This window comes from Metabacillus rhizosphaerae (genome assembly GCF_037201795.1).
Lineage (GTDB): Bacteria > Bacillota > Bacilli > Bacillales > Bacillaceae > Metabacillus > Metabacillus rhizosphaerae.
Genome location: NZ_CP147403.1, coordinates 4,144,372 through 4,166,119 on the forward strand (window position 1 = coordinate 4,144,372; position 21,748 = coordinate 4,166,119).

General features: G+C 36.9%; 21 protein-coding genes and 1 other annotated feature. All 21 genes read right to left on the reverse strand.

The features are described from left to right. Positions 1-76: 76 nt before the first annotated feature. Positions 77-709 carry an orotate phosphoribosyltransferase gene (pyrE, locus tag WCV66_RS20150; protein WP_338786651.1) on the reverse strand — a complete coding sequence of 211 codons (633 nt, stop codon included), beginning with the start codon at positions 707-709 and terminating at the stop codon, positions 77-79. After that, positions 706-1,422 (reverse strand): orotidine-5'-phosphate decarboxylase, encoded by a 717-nt coding sequence (pyrF, locus tag WCV66_RS20155; RefSeq protein WP_066338033.1) that lies wholly within the window; start codon positions 1,420-1,422, stop codon positions 706-708. The genes pyrE and pyrF overlap by 4 nt, the downstream gene beginning before the upstream one ends. Positions 1,423-1,424: 2 nt before the next feature. After that, positions 1,425-2,330 carry a dihydroorotate dehydrogenase gene (locus WCV66_RS20160; protein WP_338786652.1) on the reverse strand — a complete coding sequence of 302 codons (906 nt, stop codon included), beginning with the start codon at positions 2,328-2,330 and terminating at the stop codon, positions 1,425-1,427. Between the two features lie 2 nt (positions 2,331-2,332). Continuing rightward, the gene (locus tag WCV66_RS20165) at positions 2,333-3,109 is read right to left on the reverse strand and encodes a dihydroorotate dehydrogenase electron transfer subunit (protein ID WP_338789504.1); all 777 of its coding nucleotides are present in this window, start codon (positions 3,107-3,109) and stop codon (positions 2,333-2,335) included. Beyond that, positions 3,109-6,321 carry a carbamoyl-phosphate synthase large subunit gene (gene carB, locus WCV66_RS20170; protein WP_338786653.1) on the reverse strand — a complete coding sequence of 1,071 codons (3,213 nt, stop codon included), beginning with the start codon at positions 6,319-6,321 and terminating at the stop codon, positions 3,109-3,111. The genes WCV66_RS20165 and carB overlap by 1 nt, the downstream gene beginning before the upstream one ends. Then, complete coding sequence (locus tag WCV66_RS20175) at positions 6,321-7,406, reverse strand: carbamoyl phosphate synthase small subunit (protein WP_338786654.1); 1,086 nt, start codon at positions 7,404-7,406, stop codon at positions 6,321-6,323. Before WCV66_RS20175 ends, carB begins: the two co-directional genes overlap by 1 nt. Beyond that, positions 7,403-8,689 (reverse strand): dihydroorotase, encoded by a 1,287-nt coding sequence (locus WCV66_RS20180; protein ID WP_338786655.1) that lies wholly within the window; start codon positions 8,687-8,689, stop codon positions 7,403-7,405. Before WCV66_RS20180 ends, WCV66_RS20175 begins: the two co-directional genes overlap by 4 nt. Continuing rightward, a complete protein-coding gene (locus tag WCV66_RS20185; RefSeq protein ID WP_338786656.1) occupies positions 8,673-9,590 on the reverse strand; it encodes an aspartate carbamoyltransferase catalytic subunit in 918 nt (305 codons plus the stop codon). Before WCV66_RS20185 ends, WCV66_RS20180 begins: the two co-directional genes overlap by 17 nt. A gap of 157 nt (positions 9,591-9,747) precedes the next feature. Continuing rightward, on the reverse strand, positions 9,748-10,983 hold the full coding sequence (locus WCV66_RS20190) for a solute carrier family 23 protein (protein WP_066338035.1): 1,236 nt from the start codon (positions 10,981-10,983) through the stop codon (positions 9,748-9,750). A gap of 227 nt (positions 10,984-11,210) precedes the next feature. Continuing rightward, complete coding sequence (gene pyrR / locus WCV66_RS20195; RefSeq protein WP_066337944.1) at positions 11,211-11,756, reverse strand: bifunctional pyr operon transcriptional regulator/uracil phosphoribosyltransferase PyrR; 546 nt, start codon at positions 11,754-11,756, stop codon at positions 11,211-11,213. A 232-nt stretch (positions 11,757-11,988) separates the two neighbouring features. Further along, entirely contained in the window at positions 11,989-12,903 is a 915-nt protein-coding gene (locus WCV66_RS20200) for an RluA family pseudouridine synthase (RefSeq protein WP_066337946.1), read from the reverse strand. Beyond that, on the reverse strand, positions 12,904-13,371 hold the full coding sequence (gene lspA, locus WCV66_RS20205) for a signal peptidase II (protein WP_066337949.1): 468 nt from the start codon (positions 13,369-13,371) through the stop codon (positions 12,904-12,906). A gap of 189 nt (positions 13,372-13,560) precedes the next feature. Continuing rightward, on the reverse strand, positions 13,561-13,923 hold the full coding sequence (locus tag WCV66_RS20210) for a TraR/DksA family transcriptional regulator (protein WP_396652550.1): 363 nt from the start codon (positions 13,921-13,923) through the stop codon (positions 13,561-13,563). A 282-nt stretch (positions 13,924-14,205) separates the two neighbouring features. After that, positions 14,206-16,968 (reverse strand): isoleucine--tRNA ligase, encoded by a 2,763-nt coding sequence (gene ileS / locus WCV66_RS20215; RefSeq protein WP_338786657.1) that lies wholly within the window; start codon positions 16,966-16,968, stop codon positions 14,206-14,208. A 193-nt stretch (positions 16,969-17,161) separates the two neighbouring features. Further along, positions 17,162-17,391 (reverse strand) — a binding site (T-box leader). Between the two features lie 241 nt (positions 17,392-17,632). Beyond that, positions 17,633-18,139 (reverse strand): DivIVA domain-containing protein, encoded by a 507-nt coding sequence (locus tag WCV66_RS20220; RefSeq protein WP_066337955.1) that lies wholly within the window; start codon positions 18,137-18,139, stop codon positions 17,633-17,635. Between the two features lie 136 nt (positions 18,140-18,275). Continuing rightward, the gene (locus WCV66_RS20225) at positions 18,276-19,052 is read right to left on the reverse strand and encodes an RNA-binding protein (RefSeq protein WP_338786658.1); all 777 of its coding nucleotides are present in this window, start codon (positions 19,050-19,052) and stop codon (positions 18,276-18,278) included. Between the two features lie 83 nt (positions 19,053-19,135). Beyond that, on the reverse strand, positions 19,136-19,399 hold the full coding sequence (locus tag WCV66_RS20230) for a YggT family protein (RefSeq protein ID WP_066337959.1): 264 nt from the start codon (positions 19,397-19,399) through the stop codon (positions 19,136-19,138). A gap of 7 nt (positions 19,400-19,406) precedes the next feature. Further along, on the reverse strand, positions 19,407-19,853 hold the full coding sequence (locus WCV66_RS20235) for a cell division protein SepF (protein WP_066337961.1): 447 nt from the start codon (positions 19,851-19,853) through the stop codon (positions 19,407-19,409). A 1-nt stretch (position 19,854) separates the two neighbouring features. Continuing rightward, on the reverse strand, positions 19,855-20,541 hold the full coding sequence (locus WCV66_RS20240) for a YggS family pyridoxal phosphate-dependent enzyme (RefSeq protein WP_338786659.1): 687 nt from the start codon (positions 20,539-20,541) through the stop codon (positions 19,855-19,857). 18 nt (positions 20,542-20,559) lie between these two features. Next, positions 20,560-21,381 carry a peptidoglycan editing factor PgeF gene (pgeF, locus tag WCV66_RS20245; RefSeq protein ID WP_066337968.1) on the reverse strand — a complete coding sequence of 274 codons (822 nt, stop codon included), beginning with the start codon at positions 21,379-21,381 and terminating at the stop codon, positions 20,560-20,562. A 93-nt stretch (positions 21,382-21,474) separates the two neighbouring features. Further along, the gene (locus WCV66_RS20250) at positions 21,475-21,732 is read right to left on the reverse strand and encodes a YlmC/YmxH family sporulation protein (RefSeq protein WP_066337972.1); all 258 of its coding nucleotides are present in this window, start codon (positions 21,730-21,732) and stop codon (positions 21,475-21,477) included. Between the last annotated feature and the right edge of the window lie 16 nt (positions 21,733-21,748).

Genomic DNA, 21,748 nt, shown 5'->3' on the forward strand with positions numbered 1-21,748 from the left:
ATATTCACAAAAGACAAAGAAAGCCACCCTCTATCACTCAAGAAAGTGGCCTTCTAACAGTTTTTTTCTTATGCTTTTAATTTTCTAACCAAGCTTCTGATGAGGGATTTTCTCTCCACATTTTTAACTTGTTAAGCTCTTGTTCACTTACATATCCTTCTTTAGCGGCAACTTCAATTAATGTATCATAATCACATAATGACTTTGCTGCTACGTTTGCATCATTAAGCTTTTCTTCTCCAACTGCAAGACCATAAGTGAAAATCGAAACGATCCCAAGTACTTCACAACCTGACGCACGAAGAGCCTCAACAGCGGTAATTGCACTTCCTCCAGTTGAGATAAGATCTTCAACAACAACAACCTTTTGGTTTTCCGATACTTGCCCTTCGATTTGATTACCTTTACCGTGTCCTTTTGCTTTACTTCGCACATAACACATTGGCAAGTTTAATTCATCACTTACCCATGCAGCATGTGGAATACCAGCTGTTGCAGTTCCAGCAATTACATCTACTCCTGGAAAATGATCTTTTATTAAGCCGGCAAGGCCTTCTGCAATCTGTGTGCGGATTTCTGGGAATGATAATGTTAGGCGATTATCACAATAAATAGGTGATTTTATTCCACTAGACCATGTAAAAGGTTCATTTGGTTGGAGATAGACTGCCTTGATTTCTAATAGATGTTTTGCAATTGATTGTTTCATGATTCTATTTCCTCCCAAGAATTTTTCACTTTCAGATATGCTTTATATGGATCTTGTTGTTTTGTAATACTTCTTCCAACTACAATTGCTGTGGAACCTAGGCGACGAGCTTGATCTGGTGTTGCGATTCTCGTTTGATCATCAGCAGAATCCTCTCTCATACGGATTCCAGGTGTAACCGTCATAAATGACGAACTGAGCTTTTCATTTATTGCTACAACCTCATGTGTTGAACAAACGACACCATCTAAGCCACTCTCCTTAGCCATATTGGCATAATGAAGAACAACGTTATCTATCTTTTCATTAATTAACAATTCTGTTTCAACCATTGCTTGGGATGTACTTGTTAGCTGTGTAACAGCAATACATGCTGGACGCTGTTTTCCTGCAGGTGTTCCAGCTTCTAAGCCTTCAATTGCTGCTTCCATCATTTTTTTTCCTCCTGCTGCATGTACATTCACAAGATCAACATCAAGTTTAGCTAAGCCTCGCATCGCTTGTTTTACTGTGTTTGGAATATCATGTAGTTTTAAATCTAGGAAAATATCATGTCCACGTTGCTTTATATGGGAAATAATCGCAGGGCCTTCTTGATAAAATAGCTCCATTCCTACCTTTACGAAAAGCTTTTCATCATGAAAATGATTCAAAAATTCATCTACTTCTGCGTGATCCTTGAAATCAAGTGCAATAATTAGAGGTCTTTCGATCATTACTTCCAGCTCCTTCCGATACATTCCGTTACATGCTCAAAACCTAGCTCTTTTAATCTGCCAGGTAGTTGATTGATAATTTCTGGGCATACAAACGGATTCACAAAGTTAGCTGTCCCTACTGCTACTGCACTTGCACCCGCATATAAAAATTCGATTACATCATCAACAGTTTGAACGCCACCCATTCCGATAATTGGAATGTTTACAGCTTGGCTTACTTCATAGATCATCCTTATTGCAACAGGTTTAATTGCAGGTCCTGATAAACCACCTGTTTTATTCGCAATAACAGGTTTACCTGTTTTTATGTCAAGCCTCATACCTATTAATGTATTGATCATTGTCAATCCATCGGCACCTGCATGTTCAATAGCTTTTGCCATGTCAACGATGTTCGCAACATTGGGTGAAAGCTTTACATATACAGGTACATTTGAAACCTCTTTTACTGCTCTTGTTAATTGAGCAGCAATTTCCGGTATCGTTCCGAATGCAATTCCACCAGTTTTTACATTAGGGCATGAGATATTTAATTCAAGCGCATGAACATTTTTTGACTGACTAATCTTATCCGCAACATAGACATAGTCTTCAATTTGCGAACCAGCAACATTTGCAATAATTGGTACATCATATTGTTCAAGCCAGACAAGCTCACTAGAGACTACTTTTTCTACGCCTGGGTTTTGAAGCCCAATCGCATTAAGCATACCAGCTTCTGTTTCAGCTACACGTGGTGTTGGATTTCCAAAACGTGGTTCTTGAGTACTTGCTTTAATCATTATCGAACCAAGTTGACTTAAGTCATAAAGCTTACTATATTCACGTCCAAAGCCAAAGCAACCGGATGCTGGCATAATCGGGTTTTTAAGCGATAACCCAGGTAAGTTAACTTGTAACATGATTATAAAACCACCTCTCCGGCCTTAAACACAGGGCCATCACTACATACCTTTTTATAGCTTGTACCAGTTGGATCATCACCCGTGTGACACACACATGCAAAACATGCACCAATGCCACATCCCATTCTCTCCTCTAGTGACAAAAATAACGGTTTATGTCCATGAAGCCTCTCAAGGGCTTTAAGCATTGGTGTTGGACCACAAGAAAACATCGTATCAAATTGTATGTTATGATCTTTAATCGCATCCGTGACAAAACCTTGATACCCGTAAGTACCATCATCTGTTGTGATTATCGTTTTTCCGAGCATAGTAAATTCTTCTTCAAGAAAGACAGCAGATTTTGATTGAAACCCTAATACATGTTGAACATTTACACCTTTTGCAACCAATTGTCTCGATAATTCTAGTAAAGGCGGAACACCAATACCGCCACCTACTAGTAAGGCCGTTTGACCTTTTTCGATTTCGCCAATTGGAAATCCATTACCTAAAGGACCTAATACATCAACAACCTCTTCCGTTTTCTTTTTAGAAAGGAGCTGTGTGCCAGCCCCTTCTGCTCTGTATATCATAGTGAATTGCTTTTTTTCTAGATTAATTTCAGAAATACTGATTGGTCTTCTTAAGAGTGGTGTAGACCCCTCTGTTACCTTTAGATGAACAAATTGACCAGGATTCCCCATTTCTGATACAAGTTCACCTTGAAGTGTTAGCTGAAAAATATGTTCTGCGATTTTCTCTTGTTTAGTAACGACCATCAGCTCTTGTTTGATCACGTTAAGCTCACCTCTAGCTGTTTGTTAATCTTAGGCATTGTGTCAGTAGAGAATGTCATTGACTCAAGGACACGTAAAATAGCTACAGCTGTATCTAATGATGTTAAGCATGGAATACCGTTTTCAACTGATTCACGACGAATTTTAAAGCCGTCTCTTGCAGGCTGCTTGCCTTTGGTTAGCGTGTTGATGACAAACTGTGCTTCCCCTTTACGGATTACATCAAGTAGATTTGGCTCTTCTACGCCAATTTTATTAACAACTTTTGCAGGAATATTGAATGATTTTAAATGTTCTGCTGTTCCGCTTGTTGCAAGAATTTGATAGCCGATTTGATGGAATCTCTTTGCAATCTCCAAGCCTTCTTCTTTATCTTTATCAGCAATTGTTAGAAGAACAGAGCCATGATTTTTAATTTGAATTCCTGATGCAACTAAAGCTTTGTAAAGAGCCTTTTCTAAAGTGCTGTCTTTCCCCATTACCTCACCAGTTGATTTCATTTCAGGTCCAAGCGTAATATCTACGTTGCGAAGCTTTGCAAATGAGAACACAGGTGCCTTAACATAGACGCCTTCACTCTCAGGATAAAGTCCTGTTTCATAGCCTAATTTCTCAAGTTTTGCACCTAAGATTACCTTTGTTGCAAGGTTAGCCATTGGTACACCTGTAATTTTACTTAAGAATGGTACTGTACGGCTTGAACGAGGATTTACTTCTAGTACGTAAACCTCTCCCTTGGATAAGACAAATTGAATGTTTAACAATCCAATGATATTTAAACCTTTAGCAAGTTTGATTGTATAATCAATGATATTATTCTTTACTTCTTCTGATAAAGATTGTGGTGGATATACTGCAATTGAATCTCCAGAGTGAACACCAGCACGTTCAATATGTTCCATGATCCCTGGAATAAGTACTGTATTTCCATCAGAGATTGCATCAACCTCAATTTCTTTACCTGTTAAATATTTATCGATTAATACTGGGTGTTGTGGGTTTATTTTTACCGCATTAGTCATGTAATGTAAAAGTTCTGTTTCTTGGTACACAATCTCCATTGCTCGACCACCTAATACATAGGATGGACGTACTAATACCGGATAGCCAATATTACTTGCTATTTTAACTGCCTGCTCAACAGATGTTGCTGTTTTACCAAGTGGTTGTGGGACACCTAAACTCACTAATGTTTGTTCAAATTTATCACGATCTTCCGCACGATCAAGATCTTCAAGCGAAGTTCCTAGGATTTTAACACCTCTAGCCTCTAATTCACTTGCTAAGTTAATCGCTGTTTGTCCTCCGAATTGAACGACAACACCTTTTGGTTTTTCTAAATCAATAATGTGCATAACATCTTCAACAGTTAACGGTTCAAAATATAGCTTATCCGAAATACTAAAATCTGTTGATACTGTTTCAGGATTGTTGTTTACAATAATTGCTTCATAGCCAGCTTCTTTAATTGCCCAAACTGAGTGAACAGTTGCATAATCAAACTCAACACCTTGTCCAATTCGGATTGGACCAGAGCCTAATACAACAACACTTTCTCTATCTGTTACGATTGATTCGTTTTCATCTTCAAACGTACCATAGAAATATGGTGTTGCAGATTCAAATTCAGCTGCACAAGTATCAACCATTTTGTACACAGGGATGATATTTGCTTGCTTACGAAGCTCATAAACTTCACGTTCATTTGAATTCCAAAGGTTGGCGATTTCAGCATCCGCAAATCCCATTTCCTTTGCTTTTTGTAAGGTAGTTAGTTCATAAGGATTCTCTTTAATAATCTTCTCAAATGAGATGATTTTTTCTATTTTCATTAAGAAGAACAAATCAATTTTACTCCACTCATGTATTTGCTCTTTTGTTACACCTCTTCTAAGTGCTTCTGCGATATAAAATAGTCGCTCATCACCTGCTTTGCGAATCCGTTTTTCAACTATTTCATCTGAGAATGTTTCCGCGTCTTTTAAGCGTAAGTACTCTACATCAGACTCTAATGAACGAACTGCTTTTAGAAACGATTCTTCAAGTGTACGTCCGATTGCCATCACTTCACCAGTTGCCTTCATTTGCGTTCCTAAATGACGGTTTCCAGACTCAAATTTATCAAAAGGCCAGCGCGGAATTTTTGATACGATATAATCAAGTGCTGGCTCGAAGCATGCATATGTTTTTCCAGTTACAGGGTTTTCCATTTCATCTAGTGTTAATCCTACTGCAATTTTCGCAGCAAGCTTAGCAATTGGGTAGCCTGTTGCTTTCGATGCTAGTGCAGATGAACGACTTACACGTGGGTTTACCTCAATGATGTAATATTGGAAGCTATCTGGATCTAATGCTAACTGAACATTACAACCACCTTCAATTTTTAGCGCACGGATGATTTTTAATGAAACATTACGTAGCATTTGATATTCACGGTCACTTAATGTTTGACTTGGCGCAAAAACGATTGAATCACCAGTGTGAACGCCTACAGGGTCAAAGTTTTCCATGTTACAAACCACAATCGCATGGTCGTTTGAATCGCGCATTACTTCATATTCAATTTCTTTAAAGCCAGCAATACTTTTCTCAAGTAAACATTGTGTAACTGGACTGTTTTTTAATCCACTAGTTACAGTCTCAATTAACTCCTCTTCATTTTCGCAGATTCCACCGCCAGTTCCCCCTAATGTATAGGCTGGTCTAACGATTACTGGATAGCCAATTTGCTTAACAAATGCAAAAGCTTCTTCAAGATTGTGAATAATATCACTTTGTGGTACTGGTTCATTTAATTCATTCATTAAGGATCTGAATAGATCGCGGTCCTCAGCTTGCTTGATAGCAGAAAGCTTAGTTCCAAGAATCTCTACATCACATTCTTTTAAAACACCTGATTCAGCAAGTTCAACAGCAAGGTTAAGTCCTGTTTGACCACCAAGTGTTGGTACAAGTGCATCTGGGCGCTCTTTGCGAATAATGTTACTTAAAAATTCAACAGTCAGGGGTTCAATATAAACTTTATCTGCAATTTCCGTATCTGTCATTATTGTTGCTGGATTTGAATTTACTAGAACAACTTCATAGCCCTCTTCTTTAAGAGCGATACATGCTTGTGTTCCCGCGTAGTCAAATTCTGCTGCTTGACCAATTACAATTGGGCCTGAACCGATAACAAGAATTTTTTTGATGTCTGTACGTTTTGGCATTATAGAACCCCTTCTTTCTTATTAGCTTCAATCAGATTTAAAAATTGATCAAATAATCCGTTCGCATCCTCTGGACCAGGTGAAGCCTCTGGATGGTATTGTACTGAAAATGCTTTAGCATGTTTATGTTTTAAGCCCTCGACCGTTCCATCATTTAGTGCTACATGTGTAATTTCTAGTTCTGTATCTTTAATTGAATCAATTTTTACTGTATAGCTATGGTTTTGGGATGTGATATCAACTTTACCAGTGCTAAGTTCTTTAACTGGATGATTTGACCCACGATGTCCAAACTTCAATTTTTCTGTATCAGCACCACAAGCTAAAGCAAATAATTGATGGCCTAGGCAAATACCGAAAAATGGAACCTTCCCAATGATACCTTTGATCATTTCAATTGCTTCTGGAACATCCTTTGGATCCCCAGGACCGTTTGAAAGCATAATGCCATCAGGTTTCAGCTGTAAAACTTCCTCAGCTGTTACAGAATGTGGAACAACAACGATATCGCAATTTCGTTTATTAAATTCTCTTAGAATGCCGTGCTTCATCCCATAATCGACTAAAACAATACGAGGACCTCTGCCAGGACTTGGATAGGCAGTTTTCGTTGATACAACTTGCACTTGGTTGATTGGGAATTCAGTGCCTTTTAGTTTATTAATAACTTCCTCTGGATTAGCATCTGCCGAACAAATTGCACCTTTCAGGGTACCATGCATTCTAATAATTCTTGTTAATTTACGAGTATCAATCCCTGCAATTCCAGGAATGTTTTTCATTTTAAAATATTCATCGATTGAATATTCACTTCTCCAGTTTGAAGGAAAATCACAATATTCTTTTACAACAAAACCATTAATAAAAGGAGTGATTGTTTCAAAATCGTCTCGATTAATTCCGTAGTTTCCGATTAATGGATAAGTTAATGTTACAATTTGCCAGCAGTATGAAGGATCTGAAAGAATTTCTTGATAACCTGTCATACCTGTATTAAATACGACTTCTCCAAATTTTTCTTCATTACTTCCAAATGCTTCACCTAAAAATACTGTACCATCTTCTAAAATTAATTGTCTTTTCATACTGTGATGCCCCCTATACTCCAAACTATGTTTCCATCTACGATTGTTAGTGTTGGCCAGCCTTTACAAGCCCAGTCAATAAACGGTGTGTTCTTTCCTTTTGAAAGAAATTCTTTTGGATCAATTTTTGCTTCTGTTTCTAAATCAATCACTGTTAAATCTGCAACCTCACCTACTTGTAATCTTCCACCAGATAATCCAAATGCTTGAGCAGGTTTTATAGTTAAGAAATCAACGATTTGTTTAAGCGAAAATTTCTTGGTTTTTACTAAATGTGTATACAATAACGGAAATGCAGTTTCTAAGCCGACAATCCCAAATGGGGCTAATTGCATCCCTTCGGCTTTTTCTTCTGCAGCATGTGGTGCATGATCTGTTGCGATAAAATCAATTGTTCCATCAAGTAAGCCTTCAATCAATGCTTCCTGATCTGCTTTCCCTCTTAAAGGAGGATTCATTTTATAGTTAGGATCTAATCCTGGAATATCATCTTCACACAATAGGAGATGATGTGGTGTTACTTCTGCTGTTACGTTAATTCCTGCACGTTTCGCGTCTCTTACCACACGAACAGATTCCTTTGTACTAATATGACAAACATGGTAATGACAGCCTGCAGCTTCAGCAAGAAGAATGTCTCTTGCGATATGTACAGACTCACATACAGAAGGTATTCCATTGATACCATGTTTCTTTGAAAACTCACCTTCATGTACTGAACCTTTATTGATTAGGGTATTTTCTTCACAATGCGCAACAATTGTTGCTCCAATTGCTGCAGCTTGCTTCATCGCTTCTAGCATTTTTGCAGCTGATTGAACACCAACACCATCATCTGTAAATGCGAACGCACCTGCTTCTTTTAGTGCGGAGAAGTTTGTTAATTCCTCACCAAGCTGTCTTGTTGTAATTGAAGCATATGGTAGCACCTTTACAACCGCTGTTTCTTTAATTCGATTTTGTAACCATTCCATTTGCTCCTTCGTATCTGGAACAGGTCGTGTGTTTGGCATTGGTGCAATTGTTGTAAATCCACCTTTTGCCGCGCTTTTTGTTCCAGTGGCGATTGTTTCTTTATGTTCGCCACCAGGCTCTCTTAAATGGACATGTAAATCAATGAATCCAGTTGATACTAGCTGTCCATCCACAGGAATGACTTCGTAGCCTTCTGTTAGAAGATTTTCTCCGATCTCTGTAATCTTTCCGTTTTCTACTTTTACATCTGCCTTTTTCAACTCACCAAGCTCATCTAAAATAAAACCATTTTTAAGAATAAATAACATTATTGTTTACCTCCTGATTTTGCTCAATTTGTTGTAAAGCTCTTTTTAAAACAGCCATTCTTGCGAAAACACCATTTTCCATTTGCTTAAAGATTCTTGATCGATCACACTCAATAAGATCACCATCGATTTCAACATCTCGATTAACAGGTGCAGGGTGCATGATGATCGCACCTTTTTTCATTTGTTTTTCTCTATCTTTCGTTAGTCCATATTCTTGTAAATAATTTTCTGCATTTGATTTTTCATCGTGTCTCTCATGTTGAATTCGAAGTAGCATGACAACATCTGATTTTGCAATTGCTTCATTTACTCCTACATTTTTTCCGAATGTGTTTAGTGGGTCACGCCACTCGGAAGGACCAGAGAATAATACGTTTGCTCCAAGCCTTGTTAATACTTCAGCATTTGAACGTGCGACCCGGCTATGTCTAATGTCCCCGTGGATAGATATGGTCAACCCTTCGAATTTACCAAATTCTTGTTTAATCGTTAAAAGGTCTAGGAGTGATTGTGTTGGATGGTGTCCACATCCGTCACCAGCATTAATAATTGGAATCGATACCTTACCAATCAAATCCTCAAAAAAGTGATCCTCTTGGTGTCTAATTACAACTGCATTTGCACCGATAGATTCTAACGTTTTAACTGTATCATATAAGGTTTCACCTTTTTGAACACTTGAATGTTCAGCAGTAAAATTTAGCACCTGAAGCCCTAATTTCTTTTCCGCGACTTCAAAACTGAAACGGGTTCTAGTACTAGGCTCAAAAAAAAGATTTGAGACAAACACCATGTTTGTTGGTGTCCACCCTTTTCCTAATCTGTATTGCTCGGCATCTTCTAGAATCGCGTAAATTTCTTCATTTGATAGCTGATTCATCGTAAGAAGGTTTTTCATACCTTAACCACTCCTTTAATCCTTTTTAGTAAAAAACACCCTGATTCATATCCATCAGAGTGTTTAAAGGTAGAGCAAATTCAGGTATTGGTATACCTTACATTGCCTTACACCCTTCCAAGCCTCTCTGGACTTTCTTTAAAAGATCTAAGCAAATTTATGCTATTTCATTATTATTGATTGTTTCTTCTTTATCATAAGGTAAAACAAGATTTAGGATGATTCCAATGATTGCCGCTAAAGCCATTCCATGTAAATCAAGGTTTCCAATCTTTAAAGTTGCTTCACCAATCCCAATAACTAGAATAACAGATGCGATGATCAGGTTTCGTTTACTACCTAGGTCAAGCTTGCTGTCAATCATCATTCTAAGTCCAGATGAAGCAATTATTCCGAAAAGAAGTATCGATACACCACCCATAACTGGTGTAGGGATTGTGCTAATAAAAGCAGATATTTTTCCGATGAATCCAAAGATGATAGCCAAAACTGCGGCACCTGCTATGATAAACACACTATAAACCCTTGTAATAGCAAGTACGCCAATGTTTTCACCGTATGTCGTATTTGGAGGTCCACCTATTAACGCTGCGATCATTGTTGCGACCCCATCACCTAAAATCGAACGGTGTAAACCAGGATTTTCGATATAATCTCTTCCCACAACTTTCCCTAAGACCAATTGGTGTCCGATATGCTCAGAAATTGTGACAACTACCACTGGTACCATTAATAGAATGATTTCAAATGATATTGATGGAGTGTAGTCAACAAATGGGATAACAAAGTTTGGAGCTTGTATCCAACCAGCAGCAGTTACTTTTGAAAAGTCTATAATGCCAATTGCTAATGAGTATAAGTAACCACCTGTGATCCCTATTAGTACAGGTATTAAGTTGAAAAATCCTTTTAAGAAGATCGAACATAAGATTGTGATTAGCAAAGTTACTAACGCTACTGAAAAGTACTGTAAACTATATTCACCTGTTGGATCATTCGTTGCCATTCCAACTGCAGTGCCAGCTAATCCTAAACCGATAACGATAATAACAGGTCCTACTACAACTGGTGGAAGTATTTTCATAATCCATTTATGACCAGTACCTTTTATAATCAAGGCGATAATTCCGTAAACCAATCCAGCTAAGAAGCTTCCTACCATCGCGGCTCCAACACCACCTGCAGCCTTTGCAACAATAATTGGTGTAATGAATGCGAAAGATGAACCAAGATATGCAGGTACTTTTCCCTTTGTAATAAGTAAGAACGCAATTGTACCTAACCCACTTGAGATAAGTGCCACAGCAGGATCTAATTCTACGAGATATGGTACTAATATAGTCGCTCCGAACATCGCGAATAAATGCTGAAAGCTTAATGCTAACCAAGTCATTGGCTTAGGTGTATCATTTACATCTAGTATAATTTGTTCTTCTTTCACGATTAGGACCTCCGTAATGAGTTTTCATGTTGTTAGAATGTGTGAAGGGTTTACTTTTAAATCAAAAAACCTCTTTGCAAAAAGGTGCAAAGAGGTACAAAAAGATCGTCATTCGCATACTGCGACCTGAGCCTTTTTGTTCCCCTTTGTAGCCTCTCTGGACTATTCTTTAAAGGGTTCTATTCGTTTTCATGGATTGTTACTTGATCATTTTTGTCTGCTTCATGAAGCTCTACTACTATTTTTTCAGAGCCAGATGTTGGGATGTTTTTCCCTACATAATCAGCACGAATTGGTAATTCACGGTGTCCTCTATCAACTAGAACTGCCAACTGTATATTGGCAGGTCTTCCAATATCAACTAATGCATCCATTGCTGCTCTAACTGTTCTTCCTGTATATAAAACATCATCAACTAGAATAACCTTTTGATTTGTAACATCAACAGGGATGTCTGAGCCTTTTACTAGTGGCTCTTGACTGTTTGTCTTTTTTGAAAGATCATCTCGATAAAGCGTAATATCCAGCTCACCAATGGCAATTTTTTTTCCTTCAATTTGTTCAATACGCTCTGCTAGTCTTTTTGCTAAATGGATACCTCTAGTTTTAATACCTACTAAGACGCTATCCTCAATACCTTTATTTCTTTCAATAATTTCATGAGCTATTCTTGTTAAAGCTCTGCGTATTGCCTGCTCATCTAAAACAACTGCTTTTTGAGTCATTGTTCGAACTCCTTTCGTTACTTGTGTCTCCAACTTCATTATGGATTAAAAAGTAACCTTGAAAAACGAAAAACCCTCTCACCGATTTGGGAGAGGGTTTACGAAGACATAGATAGACTAATGGCATAAATATGACCATAGTCATCATTTCCGTTTTCCTTCTCAGCCTCACGGGACTGTGTTAAAGGTTCTTATTAAGTTAAAACTATTATGCCAAACATGTTGAAATGTGTCAACGATTATTTTTTATTTGATCTAAAACTTGCTCAAATTCATCTGGTAAAGGTGCTTCAAATTCAAGGTATTCTTTAGTGCGCGGGTGTTCAAAGCCTAACACACCGGCATGAAGTGCCTGTCCATTAATAGGCAACGTCTTTTTCGGACCATATTTCGGATCTCCAACTAATGGATAGCCTATATATTTCATATGAACACGGATTTGATGGGTTCTTCCCGTTTCAAGCTGACATTCTACAAAGGTAAAGTTCTCAAAGCGTTCAATTACATGAAAATGTGTTACAGCATCTTTACTGCTCACATTTGTAACAGTCATACTTTGACGATCAACCTTATCACGACCAATTGGAGCATTGATTGTTCCATGGTCATGCGGAATACTCCCATGAACGATTGCTTTATATCTTCTTGTTACAGACTTCTCAACCAATTGCGCAACCAATGATTCATGTGCCATATCATTTTTTGCAACCATTAACAAACCAGAGGTGTCCTTGTCAATTCGATGTACAATTCCTGGTCTAAGTACACCATTTATACCAGAAAGATCCTGACAATGAGCCATTAACCCATTTACAAGTGTCCCACTTAAATGACCAGGTGCTGGATGAACAACCATCCCTTTAGGCTTATTTACAACGAGTACATCTTGATCTTCATAATAAATATCGAGGTCCATATCCTCAGCAATAACGTCTAATGGTTCAGGTTCTGGGATTGATACGACGATTTTATCAGCAAGTTGACATTTATAATTCGTTTTTATTTCCTTATCATTTACTTTAACTGAACCATCTTTTATCCAGAGTTGAACTTGAGAACGCGACCACTCGTCATTGTATGTTGACAAGAATTTATCAATCCGTTCATGTTTATGCTCTTCACTAACTTGTAATTCAATGATGTCCATTTATGCTTGCTCCTTCTCTTGTTTCCCTTCAAAAAACAACATATGAATAAATAACAATACAACACCCACACATAATGCAGAATCGGCAACATTAAAGATTGGGAAGTCATATGAAAAGATATATGTATTTATAAAATCGACAACTTCTTTACGGAATAAACGGTCAATGAAATTACCAATTGCTCCACCTAGCATTAAACCAAGCGCTATACCCATTACCTTATTTTCCTTTGTATGTTTTTTTATATAATAGATGATACCAACAATCACTATTGTTGTGATGATATAAAAAAACCACATTTGTCCTTGTAAAATTCCCCATGCTGCTCCCCGATTTCGATGGGATGTAATATATAAAAAATTTTCGATTACGGTTATGTTCTCTCCAAGCTGCATATTTTTGACAATAAACCATTTCGTTACTTGATCAATCAAAATTATTATTGCTGCAATTATGTAATAGAACACGAATTCCTCAACTCTCCTCTTTCCTTTTTTGCTAAATGTGACATTTATCCTTATGAATTGTATCATATATTGAGGTTTTAAGCACTACTTGGATAGTGCTAGCTAGTTGCTACTATTTTTTTATCAAAAGTAAAAGCCCAAACCTACTCCTCTTACAGAGAAAATTTGAGCCCCAACGTCGACAGTGACTTAAAAATCACTACCAGTAATATATGTTTCTTCATGTGTATAATCGTATTGTGGGAGAGACTTACGTTCAAATAATTCCTGGAAATAAAAATCATATTTTGTCCTAGCTGTTGGGAGTATCCTTAATTTCTCAAAAGGAATTTCTTCACCTGTTTCTTCGCAATATCCGTAAATACCTTTATCAAATTTCATTAAGGCACGTTCTACATCTTGAAGTTCCTCTTTAATATGATGCATCAAAGTAGTATCTTTTCCTTGATGATCATCACAAGTCATTTCAAACAAACTGTGATCAAACAACCTAGTTCGCAGTTCTTCTCTCATCACTTGCAATTCATAACGGATCCCAAAAAATTGATTCAAGATGGACAACTCCTTATCCTTCTCATGATGTATCTATAGTTTATCCCGAGAAATCCATGCTCACCCTATTAAGAATTTTCCTGTGATTGAAATGCATGCTAAAAAAATTTCGAATAATTTTGGTGAATGGGTATTTTTTACCCTTTGTTTTTATTGTTTAAACATTTTTGATTAAAAATGGGCTTGTTAAACAGACAGGGCCAGACCCCTATAAAGTGTAGACTAAAATACTTAGCACTACGCTCTGAAGGGGTCTGACCCTCGGTCAAAACTAGTTATTTTTTAATAATGTTCTTTCACAATCCCTGCACAACGTGGGCAAAGGGTTGGGTGTTCTGAAACCTGGCCTACTTCTGGTGTTACAATCCAACAACGGTCACATGTTTCACCTTCTGCTTGTGCGATGACAATTTTTACTGAATCAAAGCCTTCTGCATTTTCTGGTGCTTCTTCATACGCACCAGCAATTTCAAAACCTGAAACAATAAATAATTGTTTTAAGTCTTCTTCTACAGATTCAAGCAATTCTTTTGCTTCAGCATTAGGATAAAGTGAAATACTCGCAGTTAATGACTTCCCAATTACTTTTTCATTACGAGCTACCTCTAATGCCTTTAAGACATCATCACGTAATGCCATAAATGCATCCCACTTTTTCTCCAGCTTTTCAGCTTGTGGATAGCTTTTAACCTCTGGCATATCAACTAATTGAACACTTTCTTCTGTTACTGAGTCAATATGTTCCCAAACTTCATCAGCTGTATGTGGAAGAATAGGTGTGACTAATTTAACAAGAGACAACAGTGTTTCATAAAGCACAGTTTGAATAGCACGACGTTCTTGGTTTTCTTTTGATTCAATATAAAGTACATCCTTAGCAAAATCTAAGTAGAATGAGCTTAATTCAATTGTACAGAAATTATGAACAGCATGATAGATTGCAGCGAATTCATACTGGTCATATGAGTCTTTTACACGCTGTGTTAGCTTGTTTAACTTCACAAGCATATAACGGTCGACATCACGGAGATTTTCTAGGCTGACTTTATCTGTAGCCGGATCAAAGTCTGCTAAATTACCAAGTAAGAAACGGAAAGTATTACGGATCTTACGATAAACCTCTGCAACTTGTTTTAAGATCGCATCAGATACTCTTACATCTGCTTGATAATCAACTGATGCTACCCATAATCGTAAAATATCTCCACCTAGTTGTTTCATTACTTTTGAAGGTAATACCGTATTTCCAAGTGATTTACTCATCTTTCGTCCTTCACCATCAAGCGCAAAACCATGGCTCAATACGCCTTTATATGGTGCTTTACCAGTTACAGCAACAGCTGTTGATAAAGAAGAGTTAAACCAACCACGATATTGGTCAGATCCTTCAAGGTATAAATCAGCTGGTCTTTGAAGGTCATCTCTTTCTAAAAGAACTGCTTGATGTGATGAACCTGAATCAAACCAAACATCCATAATATCATTTTCTTTAGTGAATGTACCATTTGGACTTCCTTCATGTGTAAAGCCCACTGGAAGTAGATCTTTTGCTTCAAGTTCAAACCAAATATTTGATCCTTTATCACGGAAAAGGTTTGATACATGTTCAATTGTTTCATCAGTAATAATTGGTTCACCATTTTCAGCATAAAATACTGGAATTGGTACTCCCCATGCACGTTGACGTGAAATACACCAGTCTCCACGATCACGTACCATATTATAAAGTCTAGTTTCTCCCCATGCAGGAACCCATTTTGTTTCATTAACAGCCTTTAATAGATCATCACGAAAATCTTTAATTGATGCAAACCATTGAGCAGTTGCACGGAAGATCGTTGGTTTTTTTGTTCTCCAATCATGTGGGTATGAGTGGGTAATGAATTGCAGCTTTAATAATGAACCAGTCTCTTGTAACTTTTCAGTAATTGGTTTGTTTGCTTCGTCATAGAATAATCCTTCGAAGCCTTCAGCCTCTTTTGTCATATATCCTTTTTCATCAACAGGACATAAAACATCTAAGCCGTATTGACTACCAATAATAAAGTCATCTTCCCCATGACCTGGTGCAGTATGAACACAGCCAGTACCACCATCACTTGTTACGTGTTCTCCAAGCATGACAAGAGACTCGCGATCATAAATAGGATGTTTAGCAATCACACGGTCAAGCGCTGCACCTTTAATTGTACGATCAACCTCATAATTTTCCCATCCAATAGTGTTTGCCACAGATTCAACTAGGGCTGAAGCAACAACGAATTTTTCACCATCTACAGCTACAACACTATAATCTAATTCTGGGTGGACGGAAATACCTAAATTTGCTGGAATTGTCCATGGTGTTGTCGTCCAGATGATGATTTTTTCATCATTTGTTAAAACACCTTTCCCATCTTGAACTGGGAATGCCACATAAATTGATGGAGAGCGTTTATCGGCATATTCGATCTCAGCTTCCGCTAGAGCAGATTCACTTGAAGGTGACCAATAAACTGGTTTAAGGCCTTTGTAAATATAACCTTTTTTAGCCATCTCACCGAATACTTTGATTTGCTGAGCTTCATACTCAGGCTTTAACGTAACATATGGGTTATCCCAATCACCACGTACACCAAGACGTTTAAACTGTTCACGTTGCCCATTAATTTGTTCCCAAGCATACTCTTCACATAGCTTACGGAACTCAGCGACCGACATTTCTTTTCTTTTTACTTTTTTATTTTTAGTCAATGCAGTTTCAATTGGTAATCCATGAGTGTCCCAACCTGGAACATATGGAGCACAGAAGCCTGTCATTGATTTATAACGAACAATAAAATCCTTTAAAATTTTATTAAGTGCATGCCCCATATGAATATCACCATTTGCGTAAGGAGGACCATCATGCAAAATGAACAGTGGTCGATCTTTCGTTCGTTCTTGTACTTTATTGTAAATATTCATTTGCTCCCATTTTTCTTGCATTAGTGGTTCTCTGTTTGGAAGGTTTCCACGCATCGGAAATTCCGTCTTTGGCATTAACAAGGTATCTTTATAATCCATTTTCATTCCTCCAGCTTTTAATAGTTAATTTTTTCCGAAAAAGTTTGCTGCCTTGTAATAGTGTCTTCACTTCAGGATGAATTTTATTTTTTTGTGAAAGGTCGAAGAGAGACTAACAATAATCTGACAATTTCCCAATTACCTGTTTTGTGGTACAACTTTCTTTTGAAAACACAAAAAACCCTCTCATCCCACAAGGGACGAGAAGGTTTATCTCGCGGTACCACCCTATTAGATTAATTCATTAAAACTAATCCACTCAAGCATTCGTAACGAGAATGATTCGCCTGTGCTTACTTACAAATATGTTCAGCATGGAACTCTAGGGTGATCTTCATCCTTTTTCCTTATGTCGAGCTTACACCATCCTCGATTCGCTATATAAGAATTGTAAAGGATTACTATCCCTTTCACCGTTTTACTATAAGGTTGTTAATGAACAAAAGCGCAAGCGCCTTGATCAGCCCCGACAAGCATAAGATGATTTAGAATAGAAGGCGTTCTTTGCCTTCAATTCTAAATTAGCTTATGACCTCGAGGGGCTAGGCGCTGGAGCTGGATGTCGTGCGCTTATCCTAAGTTCAAGAATTTTATAATTTCTTAAACGATAAGAAAAACATCTATGTTTTCGTATTATATGCGAAAAAAAATGAAAAAGTCAAGTTTAGCTTTTAGTTTCTTCTGCTTCACCAAAAATTGGTTCTACTTCATACTCTAATAAATGATCCCAATCATCATTTTTCAATAGATCAAGCTGTGCTTCAATTAACATCTGGAATCGCGTTCTAAATACTTTTGATTGCTTTTTAAGCTCTTCAATTTCCATTGCAATTTTCCGAGACTTCGATAATGATTCATTAATTATACGATCCGCATTTTTCTCAGCCTCTTTAATTATTAGCTTTGATTCTTTCTGGGCATTTCTCTTAACGTCTTCTCCTGCTTCTTGAGCTATGATAATTGATTTATTCAATGTCTCTTCAATATTTGTAAAGTGACCTAATTTTTCAGTTAGTTCTATAACGCGAGATTCAAGCTCTTTCTTTTCGCGGATGATCATTTCATAATCTTTTATTACTTGATCTAAAAATTCATTTACTTCGTCTTCATCATATCCACGAAATCCTTTATTAAACTCCTTATTATGGATATCTAACGGTGTTAAAGGCACGGATGCCACCTCCAATATGTAGTTAAATAGTTAATCCTTGTCAACATTATAAATCATAATTCGACAGGTTTGTTGAAAATCCTGTTATTTAGGCAAAAATATTTTACTTTTATAAGGATAAGGTCATGTAAACTTATTATTTTTGTTTATTAACAATTAATCTCCACTTGTCTTTTTTCGTTTTCCCTTCAACAGCTGTTATTTCACTGCGACCATATCCACGTACGGAGAGTGTATCTCCATCGCGACATTCAAATGATACGGAATCAACCGTTTTCCAATTTACTTTAACAAGTCCATTTGTAATAAGAGGCTGGATTTTTTGCCGTGAAATGTTATAAATCCCTGAGCATACAACATCAAGTCGCAGTGATGATACCGTCATAATTAGCTCTTGCATCTCTTCTATTTGGGGGATTAATTTGTTCAAACCTATTTCCTTCAAACTAATTTTAGCTCGACCAATTTCTTGGAAGTTAGCTTTTAAATATTCTGCAATCTCACTTGCACATACTAGCTGCACAATGTCTTGATTAATACGAATATCACCAAATTTTGAACGTTTTAGTCCCAGACTCATAAGCGATCCTAGAACCTGACGATGCTGAAGATTGATAAATTTGCTAGCATATTGTATTTCAAAAAGAGTTAACTTAAAATCCTCTTGTTCTGGCAGAAAATAGTCCGGGTATATTAAAGCTCTTTTTCGTTCAGTGACTTCTACACCACCTAAAAAAGAAACCTTTACATCTGAATTTTCACCAATTACTGAAGCTACAATTTCTTGTTCTCGAGGATCTAAAAAATCTGATAGCTTTGGACTATATTGATTTTGCACGGTTTCCTTCCATTCTAGAACCTGATCGATAAAATGTCGTTCTTCACCACGAAAATGTTGATATATTTGATCCATAGGTTACAACTCCAGTTACACTATATTGCATGGTTAAAATATGTAATATGTTATGTATGAAAAAAGAGGGACCAAAAAGTCCCTTAGCCAATCATTCTAAAAAGTGCAGCCACGCCAGACTGTGCAAATCTCAAAGCCAAAATTGCTACGATTGGAGAGATATCAATCATTCCTAATGGTGGTATTATCTTGCGAAAGGGTTCTAAATATGGATCACATATTTTAGCTAAAAATTGTCCAAAACCAGATTCTTTTGCACCTGGGAACCAGGACAATAAAATGTACACAATAATCGCATACGAATAAAACGTTAACAATGTAACAATTAAATTAAATAATATATTCATCTTGTGATTACCACCTTTGATGTTCTTCTTCTGATACTAACTCTGAAATAGATCCTGATACATCTACATTATCAGGTGTACATAAAAAGATATTCATACCAATTCGTTGAATATCACCACCGATAGCATAGACGGTTCCACTAAGAAAATCAACAATTCGTTTTGCCTGATCTCGTTGAATACTTTGAAGATTCACTACAACAGCTCGGCGATTTTTTAGTTGATCTGCAATTTCTTGTGCTTCCGCATACACTCTTGGTTCACATAAAATAACTTTAGAGGACTTTTGAAGACTTTGCAAACTAACAACATTTTGCTTTTGTGTTTGTGATTGCGGTTTATGTGCGATCTGTTGCTGTTCTTCATATTCGTTTTGCTGATCTTCATTTTCTACATATTCATACTCTTCATCATCTAATGCAAAAAAACTCTTAAATCTATTTTTAATCGACACATTAAACACCTCCGTTTTCATTTCCAACGAGTGAAGTACCTATGCGAATAAAGGTAGCTCCCTCTTCAATCGCCAGTTCATAATCGTTTGACATCCCCATTGATAGTTCATGACAAGGTGCAAAAGGGAGTTGTAAAGCTTGTACTTCTAATTGGAGATTTTTTAATTGTTTAAAGCATGTCCTAATAAGTTGTCTATCGTCAGTAAATGGCGCCATTGTCATTAATCCTACAATTTGTATATTATTTAAGGACTCAAGCTCTGTTACAAATCTTATGACATCTTCTGGAGAACAACCATGCTTTGATTCTTCTCCAGATACATTTACTTGTACAAAGCACTTCATGGGCTTTTGGGCACGTTTATCAATTTCCTTAGCAAGAGAAAGACGGTCTAATGAATGTATGTATTCTACCTTGTCGATGATATTTTTCACTTTTCTAGTTTGGAGAGAACCAATAAAATGCCATATCGCCTTGTTTTCTATCTCTTCATATTTGTGATGAAGTCCTTCTTCACGGTTTTCACCTAAATGATAAACACCAGCATCAATTGCCGCTTTTGCTCGCTCTACACTCACATATTTTGTTACAGCAATCACTTTAATCTCTTTCGGATTTCGTCCAGTACGTTCACATATGCTGTCAATATTTCTTCTAATGGTTTGATAATTGTCCTGCACGTTCATTTCAAGAGTTAATCCTCCTTAATTTATTCCAATAAAGCTTAACATTCGACCTGTTTTTCCTTTATCTCGACGATGGGAGAAAAACACATCTTCTTCACAGCTTGTACATTGCTGTGAAACCGTTATGTTTTCTTCTTTTACTCCAGATTCAAGTAGTAAGTATTTGTTAAGCTGTTTTAAATCTAATTTATATTGACCTTCAGATACCAAGGTATAAGGTAATGGATATTTCTCAACAATATTTTTATTAATTGCTGATATTACCCGGTAATCTACAGTATAGCAGCATGCTCCTATTGAGGGCCCTATCGCTACTCGAATTTCTTTAGGATTAACGCCCTCATCATGAATCCATCTACTAATCATCAAGCCCCCTATATCATTTACTGTTCCTTTCCAGCCAGCATGTGCAACACCTATTAATGACTTTTCGGGAGCAATAAAAAAAAGAGGGACACAATCTGCAAAACATAATGACAGCATAACGCCTACTTCATTTGTATAGAATCCATCACAATTTGAAAGACCATCATCATAAGCTGTTAAACCTCTACCACAATCAAGTTTTGATACTTTTTCAATATGTGTAGAATGAGTTTGTTCAGCAAATACCCAGTTGTTTATCGGAAAGGAAGTTTTTGCAGCTAAAATCCCTCTATTTTTTACAACTGTTTCTTGATGATCATTTACATGAAGGCCAAGGTTTAGAGTGGAGAATGACCCACTGCTAATTCCACCCGTTTTTGTTGAGAATCCAACAGTTAGACCATCTATAAGTTTTTCCCATTGTGACAGTGTTAAAAAGGATGTGTCTATTTGTTGAAATGGTTCTGCTGTCATTTAATATTCAACCCTTTGTTTTCGACATTAAAAAACGATCTTTCGCACTTATTTTACCACATCTTACCCATTACGTTTAGCATGATTGACAAATTATTCATCAGAACTCTCAATTTGTCGATTCATTCTAACAAGAATGACATCTTCACCTATCTTCACTATATTTCGCCATGGAATGACGAATTCCTCGTCTTTTCCGAAAAAACCTAACATTTTTCCATGACCATTAATAATGATTGCTTGTATTTTTCCTGTAGTCACATTTATATCAAAGTCACCTATATTCCCTAGCTTTTTACCGTCAGAAACGTTTACAACATCCTTAGTTTGAAATTCAGATATATACATCAGTCTGCCTCCTTTACCT